General features: G+C 35.0%; 18 protein-coding genes and 3 tRNA genes. 7 read left to right on the forward strand and 14 right to left on the reverse strand.

Translation table 11 applies throughout. The annotated features are described in order from the left end of the window. Positions 1-8: 8 nt before the first annotated feature. On the reverse strand, positions 9-3,143 hold the full coding sequence (locus tag ACFO5O_RS11650) for a SusC/RagA family TonB-linked outer membrane protein (protein WP_387963961.1): 3,135 nt from the start codon (positions 3,141-3,143) through the stop codon (positions 9-11). Between the two features lie 233 nt (positions 3,144-3,376). Here ACFO5O_RS11650 and ACFO5O_RS11655 point away from each other — a divergent pair, with 233 nt between their 5' ends. Further along, positions 3,377-4,657: a D-alanyl-D-alanine carboxypeptidase/D-alanyl-D-alanine-endopeptidase gene (locus tag ACFO5O_RS11655; RefSeq protein ID WP_387963963.1), complete on the forward strand. Its 1,281-nt coding sequence runs from the start codon at positions 3,377-3,379 to the stop codon at positions 4,655-4,657. 5 nt (positions 4,658-4,662) lie between these two features. On the opposite strand, the gene ACFO5O_RS11660 is transcribed toward ACFO5O_RS11655, so the two are convergent. The 8 genes from ACFO5O_RS11660 to ACFO5O_RS11695 form a co-directional block, all read right to left on the reverse strand. After that, positions 4,663-6,144: a M14 family metallopeptidase gene (locus tag ACFO5O_RS11660; RefSeq protein ID WP_387963965.1), complete on the reverse strand. Its 1,482-nt coding sequence runs from the start codon at positions 6,142-6,144 to the stop codon at positions 4,663-4,665. After that, the gene (locus tag ACFO5O_RS11665; protein ID WP_387963968.1) at positions 6,128-6,793 is read right to left on the reverse strand and encodes a peptidoglycan recognition protein family protein; all 666 of its coding nucleotides are present in this window, start codon (positions 6,791-6,793) and stop codon (positions 6,128-6,130) included. Before ACFO5O_RS11665 ends, ACFO5O_RS11660 begins: the two co-directional genes overlap by 17 nt. Positions 6,794-6,855: 62 nt before the next feature. Further along, positions 6,856-8,016, reverse strand: coding sequence for a metal ABC transporter permease (locus ACFO5O_RS11670; protein WP_387963970.1), 1,161 nt, complete (start codon positions 8,014-8,016; stop codon positions 6,856-6,858). Continuing rightward, complete coding sequence (locus ACFO5O_RS11675; protein ID WP_387963972.1) at positions 8,009-9,136, reverse strand: metal ABC transporter permease; 1,128 nt, start codon at positions 9,134-9,136, stop codon at positions 8,009-8,011. Before ACFO5O_RS11675 ends, ACFO5O_RS11670 begins: the two co-directional genes overlap by 8 nt. Continuing rightward, positions 9,136-9,870: a metal ABC transporter ATP-binding protein gene (locus ACFO5O_RS11680; protein ID WP_387963974.1), complete on the reverse strand. Its 735-nt coding sequence runs from the start codon at positions 9,868-9,870 to the stop codon at positions 9,136-9,138. Before ACFO5O_RS11680 ends, ACFO5O_RS11675 begins: the two co-directional genes overlap by 1 nt. Further along, entirely contained in the window at positions 9,870-10,784 is a 915-nt protein-coding gene (locus ACFO5O_RS11685) for a metal ABC transporter solute-binding protein, Zn/Mn family (protein ID WP_387963976.1), read from the reverse strand. The genes ACFO5O_RS11680 and ACFO5O_RS11685 overlap by 1 nt, the downstream gene beginning before the upstream one ends. Positions 10,785-10,788: 4 nt before the next feature. Next, on the reverse strand, positions 10,789-11,595 hold the full coding sequence (locus tag ACFO5O_RS11690) for a transporter (protein WP_387963978.1): 807 nt from the start codon (positions 11,593-11,595) through the stop codon (positions 10,789-10,791). Next, positions 11,582-12,241 (reverse strand): metal-dependent transcriptional regulator, encoded by a 660-nt coding sequence (locus ACFO5O_RS11695; protein WP_387963980.1) that lies wholly within the window; start codon positions 12,239-12,241, stop codon positions 11,582-11,584. Before ACFO5O_RS11695 ends, ACFO5O_RS11690 begins: the two co-directional genes overlap by 14 nt. 122 nt (positions 12,242-12,363) lie before the next feature. Between ACFO5O_RS11695 and ACFO5O_RS11700 the strand changes: the two genes are divergently transcribed. After that, the gene (locus ACFO5O_RS11700) at positions 12,364-14,397 is read left to right on the forward strand and encodes a S9 family peptidase (RefSeq protein WP_387963982.1); all 2,034 of its coding nucleotides are present in this window, start codon (positions 12,364-12,366) and stop codon (positions 14,395-14,397) included. Between the two features lie 156 nt (positions 14,398-14,553). On the opposite strand, the gene feoB is transcribed toward ACFO5O_RS11700, so the two are convergent. The 3 genes from feoB to ACFO5O_RS11715 all read right to left on the reverse strand — a co-directional run bounded on the left by feoB (position 14,554) and on the right by ACFO5O_RS11715 (position 17,623). Continuing rightward, positions 14,554-16,653, reverse strand: coding sequence for a ferrous iron transport protein B (gene feoB, locus ACFO5O_RS11705; protein ID WP_387963984.1), 2,100 nt, complete (start codon positions 16,651-16,653; stop codon positions 14,554-14,556). Continuing rightward, positions 16,646-16,879, reverse strand: a complete 234-nt coding sequence (locus ACFO5O_RS11710) for a FeoA family protein (RefSeq protein WP_119027639.1) — start codon at positions 16,877-16,879, stop codon at positions 16,646-16,648. Before ACFO5O_RS11710 ends, feoB begins: the two co-directional genes overlap by 8 nt. Before the next feature lie 72 nt (positions 16,880-16,951). Beyond that, complete coding sequence (locus ACFO5O_RS11715) at positions 16,952-17,623, reverse strand: SCO family protein (protein ID WP_387963987.1); 672 nt, start codon at positions 17,621-17,623, stop codon at positions 16,952-16,954. Positions 17,624-17,726: 103 nt separating this feature from the next. Between ACFO5O_RS11715 and ACFO5O_RS11720 the strand changes: the two genes are divergently transcribed. The 5 genes from ACFO5O_RS11720 to ACFO5O_RS11740 all read left to right on the forward strand — a co-directional run bounded on the left by ACFO5O_RS11720 (position 17,727) and on the right by ACFO5O_RS11740 (position 21,645). Beyond that, on the forward strand, positions 17,727-19,661 hold the full coding sequence (locus tag ACFO5O_RS11720) for a M1 family metallopeptidase (protein WP_387963988.1): 1,935 nt from the start codon (positions 17,727-17,729) through the stop codon (positions 19,659-19,661). Positions 19,662-19,739: 78 nt separating this feature from the next. Further along, positions 19,740-21,080 carry an RIP metalloprotease RseP gene (gene rseP / locus ACFO5O_RS11725; RefSeq protein WP_387963989.1) on the forward strand — a complete coding sequence of 447 codons (1,341 nt, stop codon included), beginning with the start codon at positions 19,740-19,742 and terminating at the stop codon, positions 21,078-21,080. 70 nt (positions 21,081-21,150) lie between these two features. Next, positions 21,151-21,224, forward strand: a tRNA-Asn gene (locus tag ACFO5O_RS11730). 42 nt (positions 21,225-21,266) lie between these two features. Next, positions 21,267-21,338: transfer RNA gene (locus tag ACFO5O_RS11735), tRNA-Arg, on the forward strand. A 232-nt stretch (positions 21,339-21,570) separates the two neighbouring features. Beyond that, a tRNA-Pro gene (locus tag ACFO5O_RS11740) sits at positions 21,571-21,645 on the forward strand. 149 nt (positions 21,646-21,794) lie between these two features. Here the strand turns inward: ACFO5O_RS11740 and hypE are convergent. Together hypE and hypD are read right to left on the reverse strand one after the other, a co-directional pair. Continuing rightward, complete coding sequence (hypE, locus tag ACFO5O_RS11745) at positions 21,795-22,856, reverse strand: hydrogenase expression/formation protein HypE (RefSeq protein ID WP_387963991.1); 1,062 nt, start codon at positions 22,854-22,856, stop codon at positions 21,795-21,797. 40 nt (positions 22,857-22,896) lie between these two features. Beyond that, complete coding sequence (gene hypD, locus ACFO5O_RS11750) at positions 22,897-23,991, reverse strand: hydrogenase formation protein HypD (protein ID WP_387963993.1); 1,095 nt, start codon at positions 23,989-23,991, stop codon at positions 22,897-22,899. Positions 23,992-23,993: the final 2 nt, after the last annotated feature.

Below are 23,993 nucleotides of genomic sequence, written 5' to 3' on the forward strand. Positions count from 1 at the left end.
TCATTTTTTTAAAATCCTAATTTAACTCCAAAAGAATAACTCTCACTCAAAGGTGTTCCTAGTCCTGTAAATCCGTAAACATTACTTCCAGCACTATATTGGTTCCCTTCTGGGTCATACCCATCATAAGGTGTCCATATCAATATATTATGAGCGCTTAGAGAAACACTTAAATTGTCCAAATGCAAATTTTTAAGAATATCACCTGTAACATTATAGGAAAGTCCAATATTGCGTAGTTTCACCCAAGAAGCATCTTGTACAAGAATTTCAGAAGCTCTGTTATATCGCGTTGAACTTCTGTAATAATTTTGATCTATAAGGCCTTCTTGCGTATTGGTGACAAAACCACCATTCCCATCATCCATTACTCCGTCAAAAACAATAGTTTCATCTCTAAATTCGGTTACTTTTAAAATCCCGTTTCTTAATGAATTTCGGCGTCCTGCATCATAGAGATCGCCACCTTTTTTCCACTCGAGTAGAAAATTAAAGTGAATGTTTTTATATTTAAACATATTATTCATGGAGGAAATAAAGTCTGGAAAAGCATTTCCAACTTTTACACGTTCATCGAGATTTACTCTTGGTAAACCATCAGATCCAATATATAGTTGTCCATTCTCATAGCGCCACGTATAGCCGTATAAGTCACCCATGTTATCTCCATCTCTAATTTCTGAAGTGACTCCAGCAAAACCAGAATCGGCAAAAATTAATGCATCAATATCTTCAGGTAATGACAGCACTTTTCCTTCATTTGTAGACCAGTTGAAGATGGTCTCCCATTTGAAATCTTCAGTATTTAAAATATCGACTGAAACCATTAGTTCATGACCAAAGGTTTCAAAATCTCCAGCATTTCTTACAATACCTGCTAATCCGGTTGAATAAGCTGTACCTACTGTAAAAATTTGGTTCTTAATTCGTGTTTTGTAATAGGCATAATCAATTCGCAATTTATTTTTGAAAAAACGAAGATCGGCTCCTAATTCAAACGATTTGTTTTTTTCTGGGACAATTAAAGGATCACCTAAAGTAATATCGGCTCTATAGCCTCCAGCACCTCCAAAAGGAAAATTACTATCTGACACAAAATAATGACCAACTTGACCAAACAGAGGGCCTTTACCTACTTCAGCCCAAGAGGCTCTTAACTTTCCAAAATTAAAAAACTCACTGTCTTTATCGATCAAATCATGAAAATCATATGCTAAACTCACAGAAGGGTAAAAGAATGACCTATTTGCTTTTGGTAAGGTAGAAGACCAGTCGTTTCTACCTGTTATGGTCATAAATAATTTGTTTTTATAGTCTAACTTTAATTCACCAAAGACCCCAACGTTACGTAATTGAGTGATGTTTTTATCGGCATAAATATTTATAGTATTCGCAATATCATTAATGCCAGGCACATTTAAAGTTTCACCTCGAATGAGAGAGTAATCTCGTTTAGAGTCTGAAATTTGATTACCCAGAGTTAATGAGGTTCCAAAATCTTCAGACCAATCTTTTTCAAAAGTTACTAGTAAGTTTGATTCAAGACCCAAAAAGTTAACATTTTGGTTTACAATAAATCCACCTACAGCTGCCGCAGTATCCAAGTCTGGGGCTACAAATCTATTTCTAAGATCAGAATAATTGTCAACTTGTGCTGCATAGGTTACGTTTACCCAATCTTTAGGTGCCCAATTTAAAGTTACATTCCCAACCCATCGATTTACATCGTCAGTTAATGGACTTGTTTCTAGCAAGTACCGAGGGTTATCAATAATTCCAAATGAATAATTACGCTGTGTGCCATCTGGATTTAAATAATCATTTATTGGAAAGGTTCCTGAGAAATAGGATAAAGAACTAAACACCGATTTGTCTCCTCCATTTCCTCGTTTTCCACCGGCATTAGTATAACTAATAGAAGAATTGATATTAAAATTATCAGTTACCTTATATCCAGCTTTAAACCTTAAGGTTGTTTTATCGTAATCAGTATTTGGTAAAACACCCTTTTCACTGTCATTACCAATAGAGAAGTAATAATCCATTTTATCACTTGCACCGCTAAGATTAAAATCTACTTGTGTATTTACACCTGTTCTAAACAAATCGTATGGATCATAAAATCTGTCATTTGAAAGGTCTACTACAGTGCCATTGCCTAATGTATAGCTGTCTAAACTATATTCAGGACCCCATGAATAAAATGATGTACCTCCAAGTCTTGTAAATCCAGTGTCTGTTTCTGGAGTATATAAAGTACGAGGAGCACCATTAAAACCTTCACGATATTTTTTCTGTAGTTCAGGAGTGGTATTAATATTTCGAGAAGTAATAGAGGTTGTGATATTAATTTTAGGTTTTCCTACTTTCCCTTTTTTTGTAGTAATAATAATAGCACCATTAGAAGCTCTAACCCCATACAATGCTGTTGCAGCCGCTCCTTTTAATACGTTAAAACTTTCAATATCTTCTGGATTGATATCCGAAGCTCTGTTAGTAAAAGAAAACTGCTCAGCACTACTTGGAGAATTAGATCCCGCACTAGGTAATACACTCCCTGAAAAGGTGTCGTTATCTAATGCTAAACCATCTATAATAATTAGCGGTTGATTGCTCCTGTTAGGGTTCACCGATGTTATACCCCTAATTAAGATGTCAATTCCTCCTCCAGATGAACCAGAAGTTTGACTAATTTGGACTCCAGCTACTCGACCTTGAATAGCAGCAAGCGGATTAGTTTGACCTGTGAGGTCCACATCATCAGTTTTGACTTGAGTCACAGAATACCCTAATTCGCGGGTCTCTCGCTTAATGCCAAAAGCTGTAATTACAACCTCATTTAAAGAATTTGAGTCTTCTTCTAATGTAAGGTTTAAGACAGCTCCAGAAATGGTTCTTTCGGTAGTTTTAAATCCTACATACGAAAAAATTAGAACGTCTCCGATTGAAGCGTTGATGGTATAATCACCATCAAAATTGGTAGTTGTACCGTTGGTTGTGCCCTTTACTAGAATGTTTACCCCAAGCATTGGAACATTAGAAGCATCAGTAACCTTACCACTTACTGTGGTGTTCTGTGCAAATAATATGAAACAAGCTGAAGTAAAAAAAACAAGCAAAGAAAGCGTAGTTTTTTTTTGCATAATTAAAAAGTTTTGGTTGATAGACTAGTAAATGTAGGAAAAATATTTAAAAATGATACTAAACACTTCTTGTTAAGTGCCTTGAAATTGAGAATTAATTCTCTTTTTTGTGAGATTGTGACTAATAATGGAATCGTAATTTACTTTTACAAAGGCAATTTATAGGACAATAATTGTTAAATTGTTGCATTACACGAATTAATGAATATAATAGAAAATATTAAGGGTATTATATGAAAGGATACATCAAAGCATTTCGTCTAGGTCTTTTTTCTATAACTATTTTTGTGTTGTTTAGTTGTAAATCAGCCCAAATCTCAAAATCACTTTCAAAATCATTGAAGGCTAATTTTTATGACCATCAGTTTACGGGTTTTATGGTATATAATCCACGTACTAAAGACACTGTATTTAATTATAATGGCGATCGTTATTTTACACCTGCAAGTAACACAAAGATTTTTACTTTGTTTACGGCATTACAGTTTTTACCAGAATACATACCTGCTTTTACTTACGCGGTGGCTGAAGATACAATTGTAATGAGAGGAACGGGGGATCCAACCTTTTTACATCCTTACTTTAATGATAGTACGGCCTTAAAATTCATCAACAATTATAAAGAGGCACAATTGCTCATTAATAATTTTAAAAATGAGAAATTTGGCCCGGGTTGGGCATGGGAAGATTATGACAGGTATTTTAGCCCAGAACGAAGCAGTTTTCCAATGTATGGTAATGTTGTAACAATTGCTCATGATAATAATTTAGTAGTCATACCAGACGTATTGCGATCTCGAACGTATCTAACACAATCCAACACACAAAGGGATTACAATACCAACGTGTTTTATTATAAAAGTGGGACTAAAAACAAAATAGAGATTCCTATGGTTATGGATTCTATGTTAATAGATGAATTGTGGAAGGATCTAATACCTAACAAAATAAAACTAATACATAAGACATCCAGAATACTAGACCAAATTGCTTACAGTGTCCCATCAGATAGTTTGTATAAACGAATGATGCACTTAAGTGACAATTTTTTAGCTGAACAAATGTTGGTTTTATCATCTTCAATGATTTCAGATACTTTAGATGTAGATAGAGTACGTGACTCCATTATTAATCACCATTTAAAAGATTTAAAACATAAACCACGTTGGGTGGATGGATCTGGCTTAAGTCGTTATAACTTATTTACACCGGCTTCATTTGTACAGGTGCTTTCAAAATTATATACTGAAATACCGACGGAGCGATTATTCAATTTTTTCCCTTCTGGAGGGGTTTCGGGGACCTTAAAAAACTGGTATACCGGAGAAGCTAGACCTTATATTTATGCTAAATCTGGTACCGTGGGAAATAATTATTCATTAAGTGGTTATTTGCTAACTAATTCAGGAGAACTGCTAATTTTCAGCTTTATGAACAATCACTATACAAAGCCTACTTCGGAAGTTAAAGCAAGAATGCAATCCATTTTTGAATGGCTACGAGACCATTATTAATCTACTTATTTTAATATTAGCGCATTTTTGAACTGACTTTTTTTCGTAGCCAAATCAATAAGAAACCCATTGATAACAGCATAAACATTTACGCCCTCTTTTTGGATTAGAAATGATGGATTCACACCTAATTGTATATTCAGTTGAGGTGTTTTATATGTTGCGCTTATAATATTTATAGGAATAGTAACTGCTCTTTTATCTTTCGGGAGTTGTTTAACCCTTACATAGGTATAACCTGATTTTAGAAGCTGGTAGATATCCATTTGTTTTAAAGCATCTAATGATTCAATAAGATTAGAATAGGTTTTGCCTTCAACAATGTGATAGTCTGTAGCATCTAAAGTTTCATAACCATAATAGGTTGATAAATCACCTAGATCCACAATTCGGCCGACATTATAAAAGTTACGGTGGTTTTGGTCATCAATTTCTTCGAAGTTTATTCCTAAATCTAAAATGTAAGGATTATCTAACAGTGTATGCGTGATCGCATGTATTTTGAAATCAAATAATTTTCGATCGTTTTGAGGAATTTTTTCATAGTCTTCAATTGAGATTGCCTTAAATGAGCCATCAGCAATAGTAAAGCAAGCTGATAATATAGAGACATAATTTAACTTTCTAATTTCTTGTTTTTCAACATCATTTTTATAGCCTCCAGATTCAATTAAAATAGTACTCGTGCCCCACTTTTGAATGTTATCACCAAATGCTCTAGGTTCAAAATCATCATTATAACGCCCTACTTGTCCAGGGGCATATTTTTGAATAATACTATTCATAAAAACAATCACCTTCATGGCATTACCTCTCACTACATTGATGTCTTTTTCATAATTATAAGCTGGGGCTAAATAGGAAATGGTTGCAGGTTTTTCGGTGCGTTCTGCATTGTAGTAGGTGCTTTGATCGTGTAAATTGAATCCAAAATCGGCTTGAAGACTATCTCTAATACGCTTTAAAATTTTACCTTCAGGAGACTGTAATCGTAACGCGTCTCGGTTAATGTCGATGCCTAGCGCGTTTCGTCTGGTAAATAGTTCTGCACCATCAGGATTGAGCATGGGCATAAAATGAAGGGTAACTTCGCTCAATAATTTATTTTTTTCTTGAGTAAATTGATTGCTATCTAAAAAATTGAAAATATCAAAAATACTTTGAGTTGCTGTAGGTTCATCACCGTGCATTTGCGACCATAGCAATACATTGGTTTTGCCAGATCCTATGCTAATTAAACTAATACTTTTACCTTTGATAGAATTACCTACCGTCTTAACGGTGTATTTTGAATCCTTTTTAAGCTGGTCTATTAAAGGTTGGATGTCGTTATGTTTAATACGACGTTCATTTAAGCTCGTCTCTTTAAACATTGCATAGGTTTCATATAAATTAGAGGTTATATCGTTTACTTGCGCAGATACGGGTAAAAGTAGAAACGCAAAGACGACCGTATAATAAAATTTCATGTTAATTATTAGTTTCATTTGGTGCAGATTTTAATTTTAAATGGCGCGTACCTTGTTTAACAGCATTGAGAAAATTTTCTCCTGGATCATCTTTTAGAGTTCTATAAGCTATATCTTTTTCAAGCCATAAAGGATGATTTTCAAAATAGGTGTATTCGTAATGACCAATAAGGAATTCTATAGGATATTTACTTGCTAAATATTTTACTAATTTAATGTTTGCCTTAATTTGATCTGTAGTTAAAGGGGTATTTTCTGTTCCACCAACATTTTCTATGCCTATGGCCGTATGGTTTAAGCCAATGACATGGCGCGCCATTGTTGTTTCAGGCATTAAACGATAAATGGTACCATCAGTATCTACAAGAAAATGCGTAGAAACATTAAGACCACTAACAGTTTTTATTTCAGGTCGCCAATTGGGTAATGTGGAATTATAAAAGGCTTCATAAGATTTTTCGAATGTGGGGATAAACGTCCAGTGCAAAACAATCATGGTTGGTGTAATAGTAGGAGATGTTTGCTCTAATCCATATCGGCTTGAAAGATATTCTAGGGTTAATTGTGTGCGTGCTTGATCAAAAATAATAGGTTTTTCAACAATTTTTATTGAGCTACCACAGGACCAAAATAAAACGGCATAACAACCAATTATGAGATATTTCATGCTTAATGAATAGGTTTTACCAAAATTAACTAAATTAATTTTAGAAACTTACCTTCATTTAATTAGCCTCTAAACAAAAAGAAATCTGCTTTCATATCTTCAATTTGAGCATCCTCATTAGTGATAATATAATCAATGGCTTGCGATGTAAATACATCGCCTTTTTCGGTTAGTGAAACAATTTTATTATTGATTTCTATCATATTATTTTTTAAGGCCAGATCTAAAACGGTTTTAGATCGTAAGTTTTGCCAGTTAATATGTTCATTGAGGTGATTAACATGGCGCTCTTCTAATTCAACATGATTCTTTAAATGCAACAAAAAGGATAGTAATGAGACTTCTATACGCTGTTGTTTTTCCCTATAAATTACGGCAATTAGGCCTTTGTTAGGGGCGAATAAATACACTACTAAAAACAGTAAGCCCAGCATTGAGGTCATAGATCCAGCAATGGATGCATCTAACCAATGGGCCACCCAATAACCCGAAATGGCACTAAAAATCCCAAAAAGAATAGCTAATAGGAGCATTTTTTTTAAGTCTGTTGTTAGTAAATATGCAGCTGCCGCAGGAGCAATCATTAAAGCTACAACTAAAATGGCACCCACAGCATCAAAAGCGCCAACAGTTGTGACCGATGAAACTGTCATTAAACCATAATGAATTACAACTGGAGAAAATCCTAATGAAGCTGCTAGGCCGCTGTCGAAAGTGCTTAATTTTAGTTCTTTGAAAAACATAAACAAGAGCACCAAGGTGATGATTAAAATTGCACCAATAATCCAAAGTGATTTTGGTCCTACATCGGCTCCAAAAAGAAACATTCTGTCAAATGGAGCGAATGCCAATTCTCCCAGCAATACGGCGTCTACATCTAAATGAACATCGTTTGCATTTTTTGCAATTAAAATCACACCAATGCTAAATAAGGCAGGAAAGACCAATCCTATAGCTGTATCTTCTTTTACAAGACCTGTTTTTTGTATTTGTTCAACTAAAATTACTGTAATAATTCCAGTTAATGCTGCTAAAAATATTAAGAGTGGTGAATTGAGATCTTGTGTTATAAAAAACCCAATAACAATTCCCGGTAAAATAGAATGACTTATGGCGTCACTAATCATGGCCATTTTGCGCAATACCAAAAATGTGCCGGGAATAGCGCAAGCAATTGCCACCAAACTTGCAATTAGTTGTATTTCTATTTGAGCGTTACTCATTTTTCTTGGTCAATTGGTTATATAAATTGGCTGCTGTTTTAAACCCTTCTTCAGTTAAACTCCACATTGTTCCATCAATGGTGACATAATTTTTATCCACTAATTTTTGAAGTGTTCCTCTTGTGAAACCTTGAAAATTATTTAAGATTTTAATGGTATGTGGATGAGAGATATTGTCATGTGTTTCGGCTATTCTGTACATAAATGAAAGTGTTTTATGTAATTGTAAATCACGTCTATTTTTAATCACACGAATTTGTCTGAACAAAAGTCCGCGGCTTGGTGAAAATATAAATGACACGATTACAAATACGCCTGCGACCAAAACAATAACTGGTCCGGTAGATAAATTATTTTGACTCGCACTAATGGCTGTTCCAAAAACACCAGAAAAGGCACCAAATAATGCAGCTAAAAACACCATAACACTTAATTTGTTTGTCCATTGCCGAGCTGCTGCTGCTGGTGCTAATAACATAGCACTCATCAATACAACACCAACGGTTTGTAATCCCAAAACAATTGCTAATACAATAAAGCTGGTAATTAATATATCTATGAACTTGGTGTTAAAACCTAATGTTTTAGTGTAGTCTGCGTCAAATAGAAGGAGTTTAAATTCTTTCCAAAACAAAAGCATGATAACCAAACAAATACTGGTGACTATGGTCATAAGCCATACATCACTTTCAACCAATGTAGCTGCCTGACCAAATAGGTATTTATCTAACCCAGCCTGATTGGCATTGGGTTGTTTTTGAATAAATGTTAAAAGAAGCATTCCAAAACCGAAAAAAATAGACAAAATTAACCCTAAGGCAGTGTCAGATTTTAAGTGTGTTTTGGTAATTATTCCTCTAATCCAGAACGTTCCTATCAAACCACTAATTAAGGCGCCAAGTAATAAAATATTGCTTTCTTTTGCCCCAGTAATTAAAAATGCAATGGCTATACCTGGTAAGGCTGCATGAGAAATAGCATCACCTAGCAGACTTTGCTTTCTTAAAACTGCAAAGCTACCTAACATACCGGTTACCGCACCTAATATCGCAGTTCCAAGCGTGATTGTACGTAAGGTGTAATCTGAAAAAACTAAAGAAAAATACTCTTGTAAATCCATTATTTCTGAACGCTCACTTTATAATTAATTCCGTAGGTTTTGGTTAAATTATCGTCATTAAAAATATCTTTAACAGGACCAGTTGCGATTTTCTTCACATTTAGAAAAGTTACCCAATCAAAATATTCTGGAACCGTTTGAAGATCATGATGCACCACAACTACCGTTTTTTTTGCTTTGCGTAATTCTTTTAAAATATTGATTATAGCAATCTCTGTGGTGGCATCAACACCTTGAAAAGGTTCATCCATAAAATAAATAGAGGCATCTTGCACTAATGCTCTAGCCAAAAAAATTCGCTGTTGCTGCCCGCCAGACAATTGACTAATTTGGCGGTTTTTGAAAGGTAACATGCCCACTTTTTCTAAAGCTTCGAGGGCTGCTTTTTTTTCTTTTTGGCCTGGTCGTTTAATCCACCCTAAACTTCCATAGGTTCCCATCATCACTACGTCTAAAGCTGTGGTTGGAAAATCCCAATCTACACTTCCTTTTTGTGGCACATAAGCTACTAATGAGCGCTGTTTGTCATATGATTTACCGTAGATGCTTATACTTCCGGCAATGGGGTTTAAAATCCCCAGTATTGATTTTATAAGGGTTGATTTTCCTGCGCCATTTGGACCAACAATGGCCATAAGCACACCTTCAGGGATTTCAAGATCGATATCCCAAAGTACGGGTTTGTAATTATACGCTACCGTTAAATCATCAACTTTTACTGCAATTTCGCTCATTATTTCAATGCATTAACAATGGTGTTTACATTATATCTAAACATGCCAATATATTCGCCTTCAACAGTTCCCGGATTTCCAAGCGCATCTGAATACAAAGTGCCGCCAATTTCTACTTGATGGCCTTTTGAGTTTACAGCTGCTTGTAAAGCTTCGATTGTGCGTCTTGGCACAGAGCTTTCAATGAAAATGGCTTTTACTTGTTTTTCAATAATGAAAGCAGCAAGCCTTTGTACATCTTGAACACCGGCTTCTGTGGCCGTAGATAAACCTTGTAAACCAACTACTTCAAAATCGAAGGCTTTTCCGAAGTAATTAAAAGCATCATGTGCGGTAACCAATATGCGTTGATCTTTTGGAAGTGTTTCAACAATTTTAAAAAGGTCTTCCTTTAAATTATATAACTCACTTTGATAACTCTTCCAATTAGTTTCAAGAGTTTGAGTATGTTCGGGTAAAGCCTCTTTTAGAATTTCGGTAACATATTCTCCTGCCAAAACCCAATAGTCAACATTAAACCAAATATGTGGATCATAATTTGAAGCAAAATATTCAGATCCAATAAGCGTGTTTTTATCTAGAGCATCAGAAACAGCTACTGTATGAATGTTTTGATGTTCCATTTTTTCAAATACTTCTACCAATTTACCTTCTAAATGTAAACCATTGTAAAAAATAATATCGGCGTTAGCCAGTTTAGATACATCACCTTCGCTTGCTTTATATAGGTGCGGATCAACACCACTACCCATAAGTCCTTGAATGTTTATGAGGTCTCCACCAATATTAGTTACCAAATCGGTAATCATTGAAGTTGTTGTAACTATATTTAGTTTGCCATTTTCACTTTTAGAAGCATTTTTACAACTAAAAAGCATAGTGGTTATACAGATTATTATGAGGTAATTTTTCATGATATTAATTAGTTTTTGTTGGAATTCTAAAGCTTAAACCAGCACTTATAAGCAAGTCTTGTCCCTTGGTAATACTCGATCCCACAGTGGCATCGAGCTGAATATTGTTGGAGACTAAATAAGTAAGCCCAGCATCCCAATAATGATTGGATGAATTATCTTCAGGTAAATCACCATATAGCTCTGCATAGGCTCCAAGCTTGTTGGTTATGCTTTGTCCGAAAGCAATGGTATACACATAAGCGATTTCTGGTGAATCGTCGCCCCAGGCAGCTCCAATATTATATGATAGGCTAGAGTTTTCGCTCAATGTATGTGCAAAAGCAAATCGAAAATCGGCGCCAGTAGTTTCTGGTCTATAATCTGTGCTGGCCGTAAATGGCAAATACAAGTGTCCTAGAAGTCCTATTTCAGGAAAACATCCTTGTTCAGAAGCGATACTAGTTTTGACTCCCAATAAAAGCGGATTAAAACCACTGGTAACATTATCTAGTTTGTTGCCATTTAATTTGGTAATGCCTTCAACAAAATCCCACCCAACGCGAAGTTCGAGGTTGTTTAATATTCCAATGCGAACAAGTGTTGTATTATAGGTGTAGTTTTCAGATTTAAGTCCATTTTCTTCATAAGTTTCATAAAAAGCGCCAGTTTCAACTTGGATAAATCCTTTAGGCATAACACTTGGAGATTCAGTGGCGTCTGGCCGGTCGGTAATTAAAGGTTCTAGAGGAGTGCTTTCTTGGGCATTGACTGTTAAATTTACTGCTAGTGCAAGTATGAATAATGTTTTAAGTGTGTTAGTTAATTTCATCGACATAAATAATTTTTGTGAAATCTTCATTTAATAAAATAGTGTTATTGTTTATTGTAATTTGAGTCATTTTATTTTTAGCGAATTGCTTGGACACCAAAATTTGGTTGCCAAACTTTAATCCGTTTTGAGCACAAAAATCAAAGAATTCTTTATCATCACTCATTAATCTTGCTATGATATACAATTTGTTTTCTTGTGTATTTGAAAGCGGAATTGCTGTGTTTGTGGTGGTAATTTCTCCTTGGGCATTTGGAATTGGATCACCATGTGGGTCAAATTTTGGATTTCCTAAATACTCACTTATTTTATCTGCCAAAAAATCAGACGTTTCGTGTTCTAATGACTCTGCCTCACGATGTATTTCATGTAAGGACATGTCAAACAGTTTGTATAAAAATGATTCCCAAAGGCGGTGTTTCCTTACCACATTGAGAGCCATTTTTGTACCCTTATCGGTAAGTTGTAAGGCCTGATATTTTTCATAGTATAACAAATCCTTTGTCGCTAATTTTTTAGCCATATCTGTGGCTGCTGCATTTGAAATGCCCAGTTTTTTAGCTATGTTACCGGGTTTAGTGTCATTAATATCATGTTTATCATTCTTGTAAATGGCTTTTACAAAGTTTTCAATCGCTACTGACATTTTTAATTGCTTTAATTAATTTTTAAGCTTACTTAAATATTTTTCAAATATAACTAAAAAATTTAATTTAGGAAGAGATTTTATTAATTAGTAAATTCACCTTTTAATTTCAAAACATGACAATGATTCGATTTATCTCTGTTCTATTAATTTGTGTTTCTACACAAATGCTTTGGTCTCAAAATGAAAAAATAGCATTTCAACCTTTAGATGTTTTTCAATTAGAGTGGGCATCAGACCCACAAATTTCTCCTGATGGTACCCAAGTGGTTTACCGTCGTATGGGTTTTGATATTATGAAAGATAACTCAAAAGGTAATCTTTGGATTATAAATGCAGATGGCTCTTCTCATCGAAAATTAACTTCGAGAGAAGTCAATGAATCACAAGCTAGTTGGTCACCAAATGGCGATAGAATTGCTTTTGTAAGTACAACCGATGAAGGTTCAGAAATTTATATGTACTGGGTTTCTACGGGGCAAATCGCAAGAATATCACAATTGGAAAAATCACCAAGCGCGTTGACTTGGTCACCTAATGGTCATTATTTAGCGTTTACTATGTTTGTTTCAGAAAAGGCGCCAGTCATTGTTAAACTTCCTGAGAAGCCCGAAGGCGCTAAATGGAGTGAACCTGCTAGAATAACAGATAGATTGAAACACGAAGCTGACGGGAGTGGTTATATTGAGCCTGGATTTACACATATTTTTATCATTCCTGCCGAGGGTGGAACACCTAGGCAACTTACATCTGGTCGTTTCAACCACAGCGGGAGTTTATCATTTTCATCTAACGGTGACGGGATTTATTTTTCTTCTAATAGAAATGAAAATTGGGAATATGAATTCAGAAATAGTGAAATATATAAAGTAAATATAATTTCAAAAGAAATTAGTGTTCTTACTACCCAATCTGGGCCAGATTATGAGCCAAAGGTATCACCCGATGGTAAAACGATTGCATTTTTATCATATCCTGATCAAGTTCAAGCTTATCAAGTTACCAAGTTATATACTATGAATGTTGATGGTAGCAATCGCAAAGTAATTTCTTCAAGTTTAGATCGTGATGTTTCTGATATCACTTGGGATGCTGCAGGGAAAGGCCTCTATTTTTTATATGATGACAAAGGAAACACAAAAATTGCTCACATCAACTTAAATGGAACTGTCAATAAACTTACCAATGATGTAGGAGGAACCACTATTGGAAGACCATATGCTTCAGGATCGTTTTCTGTTTCTAATAATGGAACAATAGTTTTTACACAATCACGTCCAGAATATCCTTCAGATTTGGCGATTTTGCCTCCAAAGCAGAATCAGTCCCAACTAATAACACGATTAAATGAAGATGTTCTAAAATACCGAGAATTAGGAGAGACCGAAGAAGTTTGGTATAAATCTTCTTTTGATGGTAGGGATATTCAAGGCTGGATTGTAAAACCTCCTTTTTATGACGCGTCTAAATCTTATCCGCTTTTAGTTGAAAATCATGGCGGACCTATTTTAAATTATGGAGACAGGTTCACGGCAGAGATCCAATTGTACGCTGCCGAAGGTTATATTGTGTTTTATCCAAATCCGAGAGGGAGTACCAGTTATGGTGAAGAATTTGGAAACTTATTGTTCAATAATTATCCAGGTCAAGATTATAATGATGTCATGGATGGTGTTGATTATTTAGTTGAAAAGGGGATTGCTGATAACAATAGGTTATTTGTCACTGGCGGAAGTGCTGGAGGAATTATGACCGCCTGGATGATTGGTAAATCAAACCGTTTTAAAGCTGCTGTTGTAGTTAAACCTGTGATGAATTGGATAAGCAAAACCTTGGTTGCCGATAACTATTATGGTTATGCTGATTCTCGATATCCTGGTCAGCCTTGGGAAAATTTTGAAACTTATTGGAAGTTCTCACCAATTTCTCTCGTAGGGAATATTGAAACACCAACTATGGTTATGGTTGGAATGAACGATTTAAGAACTCCACCTAGCGAGGCTAAACAATTATATCATGCATTGAAATTGAGAAAAATTGAAACAGTTTTGGTAGAAATCCCTGGATCTTATCATAACATTGCGAGCAAACCCAGCAATTTAATCAGCAAAGTGGCACATACTTTAGCATGGTTTAAAACCTATAATAAGAAGTAATTATTAATGACACCCACAGTTGTCATTACCACAACTTTTATTTTTCTTTTTGTTTGGATTCCAAATAAATTTAGTCACAATGAATCCAAGCGCTAGAATTAATGCGGTTATGGCAAATACGTTTTGAAGAAAAGGATTCATAGATACTGTGTTCTGTTATTTTAAAAGTTGAAAAGCAATTAAAGCTACAATATATGCAAAGGTACTCATTATAGTTAATTGTAGAATAGGCCATTTCCAGCTATTGGTTTCACGTTTAACAATGGCAAGTGTACTCATACATTGCATGGCAAATGCATAAAACAACATTAACGAAATACCAGAAGCAAAATTAAATAATGGCCCTCCTAAAATAGGATTGATTTCACCAGCCATTCTATTTTTTATGGTTTCTTCTTGATCGCTTCCAACACTATAAATAGTAGCGAGGGTTCCAACAAATACTTCTCTTGCTGCAAATGAACTCACTATGGCGATACCAATTTTCCAGTCATAGCCTAACGGACTGATTACAGGTTCTATGGCACGACCAGTTAATCCAATAAAAGAATGTTCAAGTTTATGAGAAGCTATTTTTTGCTGTAATTCTTCATCGCTTAAATTTTGATGCTGAAATTCAGTTTTTACAATGTCTTCAGCATTATTAAAGTCTTCACCAGGACCAAATGATGCTAAAAACCATAATATAATAGAAATGGCTAAAATAATTTTACCGGCTCCAAATACAAACGATTTAGTCTTTTCGATTACAGTGAGCGCCACATTTTTAAATAGCGGTAATTTGTAATTAGGCATTTCAACAACAAAAAAGGTTTTGCTTCTAATCTTAAGTACTTTATTTAAAATATATGCTGAACAAATAGCGGCTCCAAAACCAATCAAGTATAACAGCATGAGTGTAAGGGCTTGATAACCCAATCCAATTATGCGTCCTTCAGGAATAACCAATGAGATAATGATTAAATATACAGGAAGTCTAGCCGAACATGTCGTAAAGGGCGTAACTAAAATAGTAATTAAACGTTCTTTCCAACTTTCAATATTACGTGTTGCCATAATGGCTGGAATCGCACAGGCTGTTCCAGAGATAAGAGGGACAACACTTTTTCCGCTCAAACCAAAACGCCTCATCACACGATCCATCAAAAACACTACCCTACTCATATAACCGCTTTCTTCAAGTACGGAAATAAAGAGAAATAAAAATGCAATTTGAGGGATGAAAATAACGATTCCACCTAATCCCGGAATAATTCCTTCGGCTAAAAGACTTGTAAATGTACCTTGTGGCATTGAATTTTTTACCCATTCACTTAGTGAGGCAAAAATGCTGTCAATAAAATCCATTGGCACGCTTGACCAATCGTAAATCGCTTGAAAAATGGTCAATAAAATGACAAAGAAAATAGCATAACCCCAAACTTTGTGGGTTAAAATTCTGTCTAATTTAATCCTTAAATCTTTGGCATTGGCAAGGTCTATGGATTGCCCTTTTTTTAGGGTGTCATTTATAAATTGATAGCGTTTTATAGTTTCTTTTTGTTGTAATCGCTTAAGGTCTGCTTTAGATTTTGTTTTAAAATTAGCTACAGCTTCAATTTCATTTCTATCTGTTTTACCAAAGTTTACATCTTGAGTGATGACCAACCACAATTTATATAATAATTGATTTGGAAATGCTTTTTGAAGATTGTCGAAGTAAGGTTTGTCAATTTCTGATGCATTTAAACAAGGTTTAACCGATAGTTCTTTATAGTTAGCAATAAGCTCCTTCAATTCCTCAATTCCCTTATTTTTTCTGGTACTGGTGAGCGCAATTTTTGTTTCTAATCGCTCTTCTAAATAGGGGATGTCTAATGTAATTCCCTTGTAATTCATTCTGTCGGCCATGTTAATTACCAGAATACATGGGATTTCCAAATCTTTGATTTGGGTAAAAAGTAAAAGATTACGTTTAAGGTTTTCAACGTCGCTAATAACAATAGCAACATCAGGGAAATCTTTATCATTCTTGTTTAAAAGCAATTCAATGACCACATTTTCATCAAGCGATGAAGCATTTAAACTATAAGTGCCGGGTAGATCTAAGATATGTGCTTTTACACCACGGGGCAGTTTGCAAACACCTTCTTTTTTTTCAACTGTGATACCTGGATAATTTCCAACCTTTTGATTTAATCCAGTTAAGGCATTAAAAACAGAAGTTTTACCAGTATTGGGGTTTCCAATTAAAGCGACCTTGATTTGCTTACCCATTGGTTTTTTCAATTATAATATGAAGTGCAGTCTCTTTTCTAATGGCCAAATGAGCGCCATTAATATTTAAATACATTGGATCTGCAAAAGGAGCCACCTGTAACAACTCCACAAAATTACCAGGCAAACATCCCATTTCTAGGAGTTTTAAAGGCACATATATTGACGAAACATCAACAATAATGGCTCTTTCACCTCGTTTTAATTGTGCTAAAGTTGTTTGCAAGCTTATTTAGATTGATTTTAAAGAAGCAAAAATAAAGTAAAATTTCAGGGTAAAAAAATTGTAGCTAAAAAACTATTGATATTCTTTTTTCAGGGTTTTGATATCTTCCAATAACCGTTCAATGTCTTCAGTTTTGGTGCCATCATAATAACCCCTTATTTGACGTTTTTTGTCAATCAGCATAAAATTTTCGGTATGGATCATGTCGTAAGCATCACCAGCACCACTTGTCTTAACGGCTAAATAACTTTTTCTTGCGAGGTCATAAATTTGCTTTTTATCACCCGTAACCAAATTCCACTTTTTGTCAATAACACCTTTGTCTTTGGCATATTTTTTTAGAACGGGTACTGAATCAATTTCTGGAGTGACGGTATATGATAATAACAAAACTTCATCATCATTTAGAGTTTGATTTTGAATCTGATACATATGGTTGGTCATGATCGGGCAAATAGTTTGACAGGTTGTGAAAAAGAAATCGGCCACATAAATCTTATTTTCATAATTCTTTTCAGTGATAATTTCACCATTTTGGTTAATGAGATTAAAATCAGAAATGGTATGGTATTTTCGCTTGTCGATCAATGAACTGTCAACCAATTCATAATTTACGTTGGCAGGTTGATAAATAGGAAGCGCCTTATCAACTTTCAAAATATTGTAGAAAATGGAAATAATGATGATCGAAAGAATTAAGAGTGCAATTCCAAAGTATTTGTAGTCTTTAAAAAAGGATAACATGCTAATTGTAATTTATCTTAACCGAAGATTTGAATGCAAAAATACAACACATTACTAATAAAAATGGTATTTTTAAGTTGCTATTGAAGAAAATTTGCCCAAAATGAAATACTATCTATTCCTTTTTCTTTTTATAATGCCCTTAATCTTGATTGGTCAAGATTTTGAAAAAAGTATGAAGAGTATTCGAGAAGCTGAAGCCAAATCGGCACTAAAAAGGATGCTTTATAGGGCTAATATGAACACCGGCAATTATGATGTAAAATACCATCGTTTGGAGTTTAATGTTGATCCTTCTCAAGCTACAATTTCTGGGAATGTTACCACCTATTTTGAGGCAAAAGAAAATATGAATGAAATTACTTTTGACTTGGCTGATAATATGACCGTATCACAGGTATTGCAGCGTGGAGTTCCACTAACTTATACTCAAAACAACAATGACGAACTTGTTATAACACTCCCAGCAAACCAAAGTCAAGGTGTTTTGGACTCTTTGACCATAAGTTATTCAGGAAATCCTGTCAGTTCTGGATTTGGCTCTTTTGAAGTTAATACCCATAACGGTGACCCTGTACTTTGGACGCTATCGGAACCTTATGGCGCTAAAGGCTGGTGGCCTTGTAAACAAGATTTGATTGACAAAATAGATTCTATTGATGTATTTATCACGGCACCTCAATTTAATCCTTCAAACGAAGAATATATTGCCGTATCTAATGGTTTGGAACAAAGTCAAGTGATAAATGGAATGAATAAAACAACCCGTTTTAAACACAAGTACCCTATCCCGGCATATCTCATTGCCATTGCAGTAACTAATTATGAGGTGTATACTCATAATGTTCCAAACAATGGTAATCCTTTCGACATCGTAAATTATGTATATCCCGAAAATTTAGCTTCTGCACAAGCGAGTACACCTGTTACGGTTGATATAATGAATTTATTTACTAATTTATTTGAAGAATATCCATTTGCCAATGAAAAGTATGGCCATGCCCAGTTTGGTTGGGGAGGAGGTATGGAACATACAACAGTTTCATTTATGGGCAGTTTTGGTGAAAATTTAATTGCGCACGAATTGGCGCATCAATGGTTTGGTAATAAAATTACCTGCGGAAGCTGGAAAGACATCTGGTTAAACGAAGGTTTTGCCACTTACCTCTCTGGTCTTGCCCGCGAGCATTTAGTAATTAGTGGTGATTTTAAAACATGGAAGCAACAGCGCATTACTTCAATTACATCTCAACCCAACGGTTCTGTATATTTAACAGATACTGATACGACTAATGTTTATAGAATTTTTGATCGTGAAATGAGTTATGACAAAGGTGCTATGGTTTTGCACATGTTACGTAAGAAAATTGGTGATACCGATTTTTACCAAGGGCTTAAAAACTATTTAAGTGACCCCAATCATGCGTATGATTATGCAAAAACGGCAGATTTTATAGGAATAATGGAAACCACAAGTGGCCAAAACTTGACCGAATTTTTTAATGATTGGCTTTACAATCAAGGGTATCCAAGATATAACATTGTCTGGAATCAATCAGGAAATCAATTAAACACTTTAGTTTCTCAATCACAAAGCGATGCTTCAGTGTCATTCTTTGAAGTGGCACTTCCTATTAAAGTACATGGTACAATGGGAGAAGAATTGGATATAATACTCGATAACACTTCAAATAATCAGGCGTTTTCTAATACTGTAAATTTCACAATTGCTTCTTTAGAGTTCGACCCCGAAGCTGATATAATTTCAAAAAACAATTCGGTAACATTAAGTTTAAACGGTTCCGAATTCGACACAAGCATTACGATTTATCCTAATCCATCAAATCAATTCTTCATGTTATATAAACCCGATAACTTAGAGGTTGAAGAGGTTAGTTTATTTAATATCCTGGGGCAGTTACTCTACAAAAGTTCATGGACTTCTCAAATAGACGTTTCTTCGTTTTCTACAGGCTTGATATTTGCCCAATTTAAAACCAATCAGGGCATAATTAATAAATCGTTGTTAAAAAATTAGTGAATAGAACCTAGATAGTTTTCTAAATGGCGGTAAAACATTACTTTTGTGCCCTATAATTTTTTTGACTAGATATACATGGAATTTGTTATAAAAATATCTCAATTTTTATTGAGCCTTTCAGTTTTAATTATCCTACATGAGTTGGGCCATTTTATTCCAGCAAAACTTTTTAAAACCAGAGTAGAAAAATTTTATTTATTTTTTGATATTAAATATTCACTATTCAAAAAGAAAATAGGAGAAACGGTTTATGGAATTGGCTGGCTGCCTTTAGGAGGTTACGTGAAAATCTCTGGAATGATAGACGAGAGTATGGATAAAGAACAAATGGCACAACCACCGCAACCATGGGAATTTCGCTCTAAACCTAGCTGGCAACGTCTAATAATTATGCTTGGTGGTGTTACTGTAAATTTTATTTTGGCATGGGTGATTTATATTTTTGTTTCTGGCTTTTATGGGGATACCACAGTAGCTACTAATAGTATACAAGATGGTTATTTAATTGAAAATAATGCGATTAAGGACGCTGGAATACAAACAGGAGACAATATTATTTCGGTTAATGGCGAAAAGTATGAAAACTTAACAGACCTTAGTTATAGTTTCATAACTGCGAAAAACGCTGTGATAGAAAGAAACGGCCAAGAGATTAAGATTGATTTTCCTCAAGATTTCGCTGGTAAATTGACCAATTCAAATGGCGCTCCACTTTTAAGTTTACGAACACCATTTTATGTTGATCGTGTGGTTGACACTATGCCAAATGTTAATTCTGGCATTAAAAAAGGCGATGTTATTGTTGGTATTAATTCTAAAGAACTTAAATATTTTGATGAATTTCCTGATGCTTTGAGCGAATATAAAGATCAGGAAGTTACAGCTAAAGTATTGCGTGATGGTCAAACTGTCAATGTAAACTTGAAAGTTGATAAGGACGCCAAGTTGGGTATTATTAGAGGAGGGAGTTTAGAATTGTTTGATCAACTAGGTTATGTTGATTTAGTAAAAAAAGAATATGGTTTTGTAGAAAGTTTTGGTGTTGGAACTAATAAATTTGTAAAACAGTTTAAAAAGTATGGAGAGCAATTAAAATTGATCTTTACTCCAAGTACTGGCGCTTATCAGGGCGTTGGAGGATTTTATGCTATCTATAATGTGTTTCCAGATTCATGGAGTTGGGAGTTTTTCTGGGGAATTACAGCCTTTTTATCAATTATGTTAGGGGTTCTAAATCTGTTACCAATTCCGGCTTTAGATGGAGGTCATGTGATGTTCTTATTTTATGAAATGATTTCTGGACGTAAGCCGAGTGAAAAGTTCTTGGAGCGTGCTCAAATGGTTGGATTCTTCATATTAATAGGATTAGTACTTTTTGCAAATGGGAACGACATTTTTAAAGCTATTTTTAAGTAAATAATTTAAAAAAAAAGGTTTGGAGAAAATAAAAAATACCATATATTTGCACTCGCAAAAGCGATAACCTTCCTCTTTAGCTCAGTTGGTTAGAGCATCTGACTGTTAATCAGAGGGTCCTTGGTTCGAGCCCAAGAAGAGGAGCGAATAAGAGTCCAGCAGGAATGTTGGACTTTTTTTGTTTTAAGCTCTATAGTTCAACGGATAGAACAAAAGTTTCCTAAACTTTAGATTCAGGTTCGATTCCTGATTGGGCTACAGAGACAAAATTTATTGAAGATTACGATCGGGATGTGGCGCAGTCCGGTTAGCGTATCCCGCTCTTGGCGGGATGGTCGCATGGAATTATGGCAGATCATGTTTAAGTAATTCGAAGAGGCTGTATTATGTAGGCTCTACTTGTGATGTGGAATCTCGATCAGAAGTTGTTCTGATTGAAATTAAAGACAAAAAAGAGGAATTTAAGGTTCCTTCGTAAAGAATTAATATTCGGGATGTGGCGCAGTCCGGTTAGCGTACACGGCTGGGGGCCGTGTGGTCGCAGGTTCAAATCCTGTCATCCCGACTAAATAAAAGCTTTAGTTCTTGTAGAAAGCTTGCTTTCTTAAAAGAATTAAGGCTTTTTTTTTTAAATAAAGCAAAGCTTTATTTGCAATAAGGGTTTGTTGGATTATTTAAATCCTGTCATCCTGACTACTTTTTAAACCAATAGTATTAACAAATTCTCGGTAGTTGTTCCCCAGGAAGCATATTAACTACACGTTTACCTCCAATAACACTTTCCATAATCACTTGTTTTGGGTGGGTTTCCACCACTGTACCTATGATATTAGCTTGAGTTCCGTTGTCGTCATTTCGAAGTGTTTTTAAGAAGTCATCTGCAATTGATTCATCTACAAAACTTATAAATAGACCTTCATTGGCAACATATATTGGGTCTAATCCCAATAATTCACAAGCATTGGAGACTTGATTGTCTATGGGTAATTCTGATTGAAAAATATCTATACCTACCCCGTTATGTTGTGCTATTTCCTTGAACACCGTAGCTATGCCACCACGCGTAGGGTCAGTTAATAAATGAATGCCGTCACCAAATGTATCCAATAAAGCACTAATGGTGTGGTTTAAGTTAGTGGTATCACTTAATATTTCTGATTCAAATTGAAGCCCTTCTCTCACCGACATAATCGCCATCCCATGTGACGCAATATTGCCGCTGATAATAATTTTGTCACCTATTTTAATACGCTTACTACTAATATTTGCTTTTGGGTGAATACTTCCAATGCCAGAAGTGTTAATAAAAATTTTATCACCTTTACCTTTTTCAACCACTTTAGTATCGCCAGTAACCACTGTCACACCTGCCTTTTCACATGCGCATTTAATAGAAAGCAAAATTTCCCAAAATTCGGTCATGGTCAAGCCTTCTTCAATAATAAAACTTAAGGATAAATATTTCGGAATGGCACCACACATGGCCAAATCGTTAACGGTTCCGTTCACCGCTAATTCACCGATATTCCCGCCAGGAAAAAAAATGGGTGAGACCAAAAAGCTATCGGTAGAAAAAGCCGTTTTTCCTTCTAAATTAATTAATGCGCCATCGTGGCGTTCATCTAAAAGGGGATTGCTTAAAATTTTAAATACACCACTGTCTAATAATTTATTGGTTAGGACCCCGCCGCTACCATGTCCCAATGTAATGACATCAAAATCTAACTTGGGCATTGGGCACTTTAATTGCATCTTAAGTTTATTGGCTTCTATCATATGGTATTATTAATAAAGTCCCACTTTATAGGGATTTTCTTCAAGCCTCTACAAGGCCTGAAAAGTGATAATAGGCAGCACAAGCGCCTTCACTACTTACCATTGGAGCACCTAATGGATTGGTTGGTTTGCATTTTTTACCAAAGTGTTGACACTCATAAGGTTTTTTAATGCCTTTCATGATTTGTCCCGAAATACATTCTGCATTTTCCTGTACTTCTTCGATGGTGACATTGTATTTTTTGGTAGCATCAAACGCTGCATATTTTTCTTTTACTTTAAAACCGCTTTCAGGAATTTCACCAATGCCTCGCCACATTTGGTTTTGTACTTCAAACACTTCTAATATTATCTGTTGCGCTTCAATATTACCGTCTTCTTTTACGATACGAGAATACTGGTTTTCAACTTTTGAATGACTTACTTCGAGCTGCCGAACAACCATTAAAATACCTTGTAAAATATCTAAAGGTTCAAATCCTGTCACAACGATGGGTACTTTATAATGTTCTGATAATGGATAGTATTCAGAATTTCCCATAATTGTACAGACATGACCAGCCGCTAAAAAGCCATCAATTTTGCTTTCTTCATCATCAATAACCGCTTTCATTGCTGGTGGTACTAAGACATGTGAGGCTAAAATAGAGTAATTTTTTAAGCCTTTACTATGCGCTTGAACTACAGAAAGCGCATTTGCGGGAGCCGTGGTTTCAAAACCAACGGCAAAAAACACAACCTCTTTATCGGGATCATCTTCGGCAATTTTTACAGCTTCAAGAGGCGAATATAAAATACGTACATCGGCGCCTTTTGCTTTTGCTTCTAATAAACTCATTTTAGAGCCGGGTACTCGTAACATATCACCAAAGGAGCATAAAATCACGCCTTTCTCCATTGCTAAATAAACGGCTTTGTCGATGAGATGCAATGGGGTTACACAAACAGGACAACCGGGACCGTGAATCATGGTGATTTCTTTGGGTAGCATTTCAATAATGCCATTTTTTACCAAACTATGAGTTTGGCCACCACAGACCTCCATAATAGACCAAGGTCTGGAGACGATATTTTTAATTTCGTCTAAATATTTTTTTGCGAGTACCGGATCACGGTATTCTGACATGTATTTCATAA

The sequence above is a fragment of the Geojedonia litorea genome, from assembly GCF_042654525.1.
GTDB classification, from domain to species: domain Bacteria; phylum Bacteroidota; class Bacteroidia; order Flavobacteriales; family Flavobacteriaceae; genus Geojedonia; species Geojedonia litorea.

Coding starts and splice junctions, on each gene's coding strand:
- ACFO5O_RS11650 (WP_387963961.1), bottom strand. CDS start 3,143: ATGCAAAAAAAAACTACGCTTTCTTTGCTTGTTTTTTTTACTTCAGCT.
- ACFO5O_RS11655 (WP_387963963.1), top strand. CDS start 3,377: ATGAAAGGATACATCAAAGCATTTCGTCTAGGTCTTTTTTCTATAACT.
- ACFO5O_RS11660 (WP_387963965.1), bottom strand. CDS start 6,144: ATGAAACTAATAATTAACATGAAATTTTATTATACGGTCGTCTTTGCG.
- ACFO5O_RS11665 (WP_387963968.1), bottom strand. CDS start 6,793: ATGAAATATCTCATAATTGGTTGTTATGCCGTTTTATTTTGGTCCTGT.
- ACFO5O_RS11670 (WP_387963970.1), bottom strand. CDS start 8,016: ATGAGTAACGCTCAAATAGAAATACAACTAATTGCAAGTTTGGTGGCA.
- ACFO5O_RS11675 (WP_387963972.1), bottom strand. CDS start 9,136: ATGGATTTACAAGAGTATTTTTCTTTAGTTTTTTCAGATTACACCTTA.
- ACFO5O_RS11680 (WP_387963974.1), bottom strand. CDS start 9,870: ATGAGCGAAATTGCAGTAAAAGTTGATGATTTAACGGTAGCGTATAAT.
- ACFO5O_RS11685 (WP_387963976.1), bottom strand. CDS start 10,784: ATGAAAAATTACCTCATAATAATCTGTATAACCACTATGCTTTTTAGT.
- ACFO5O_RS11690 (WP_387963978.1), bottom strand. CDS start 11,595: ATGAAATTAACTAACACACTTAAAACATTATTCATACTTGCACTAGCA.
- ACFO5O_RS11695 (WP_387963980.1), bottom strand. CDS start 12,241: ATGTCAGTAGCGATTGAAAACTTTGTAAAAGCCATTTACAAGAATGAT.
- ACFO5O_RS11700 (WP_387963982.1), top strand. CDS start 12,364: ATGATTCGATTTATCTCTGTTCTATTAATTTGTGTTTCTACACAAATG.
- feoB (WP_387963984.1), bottom strand. CDS start 16,653: ATGGGTAAGCAAATCAAGGTCGCTTTAATTGGAAACCCCAATACTGGT.
- ACFO5O_RS11715 (WP_387963987.1), bottom strand. CDS start 17,623: ATGTTATCCTTTTTTAAAGACTACAAATACTTTGGAATTGCACTCTTA.
- ACFO5O_RS11720 (WP_387963988.1), top strand. CDS start 17,727: ATGAAATACTATCTATTCCTTTTTCTTTTTATAATGCCCTTAATCTTG.
- rseP (WP_387963989.1), top strand. CDS start 19,740: ATGGAATTTGTTATAAAAATATCTCAATTTTTATTGAGCCTTTCAGTT.
- hypE (WP_387963991.1), bottom strand. CDS start 22,856: ATGATAGAAGCCAATAAACTTAAGATGCAATTAAAGTGCCCAATGCCC.
- hypD (WP_387963993.1), bottom strand. CDS start 23,991: ATGAAATACATGTCAGAATACCGTGATCCGGTACTCGCAAAAAAATAT.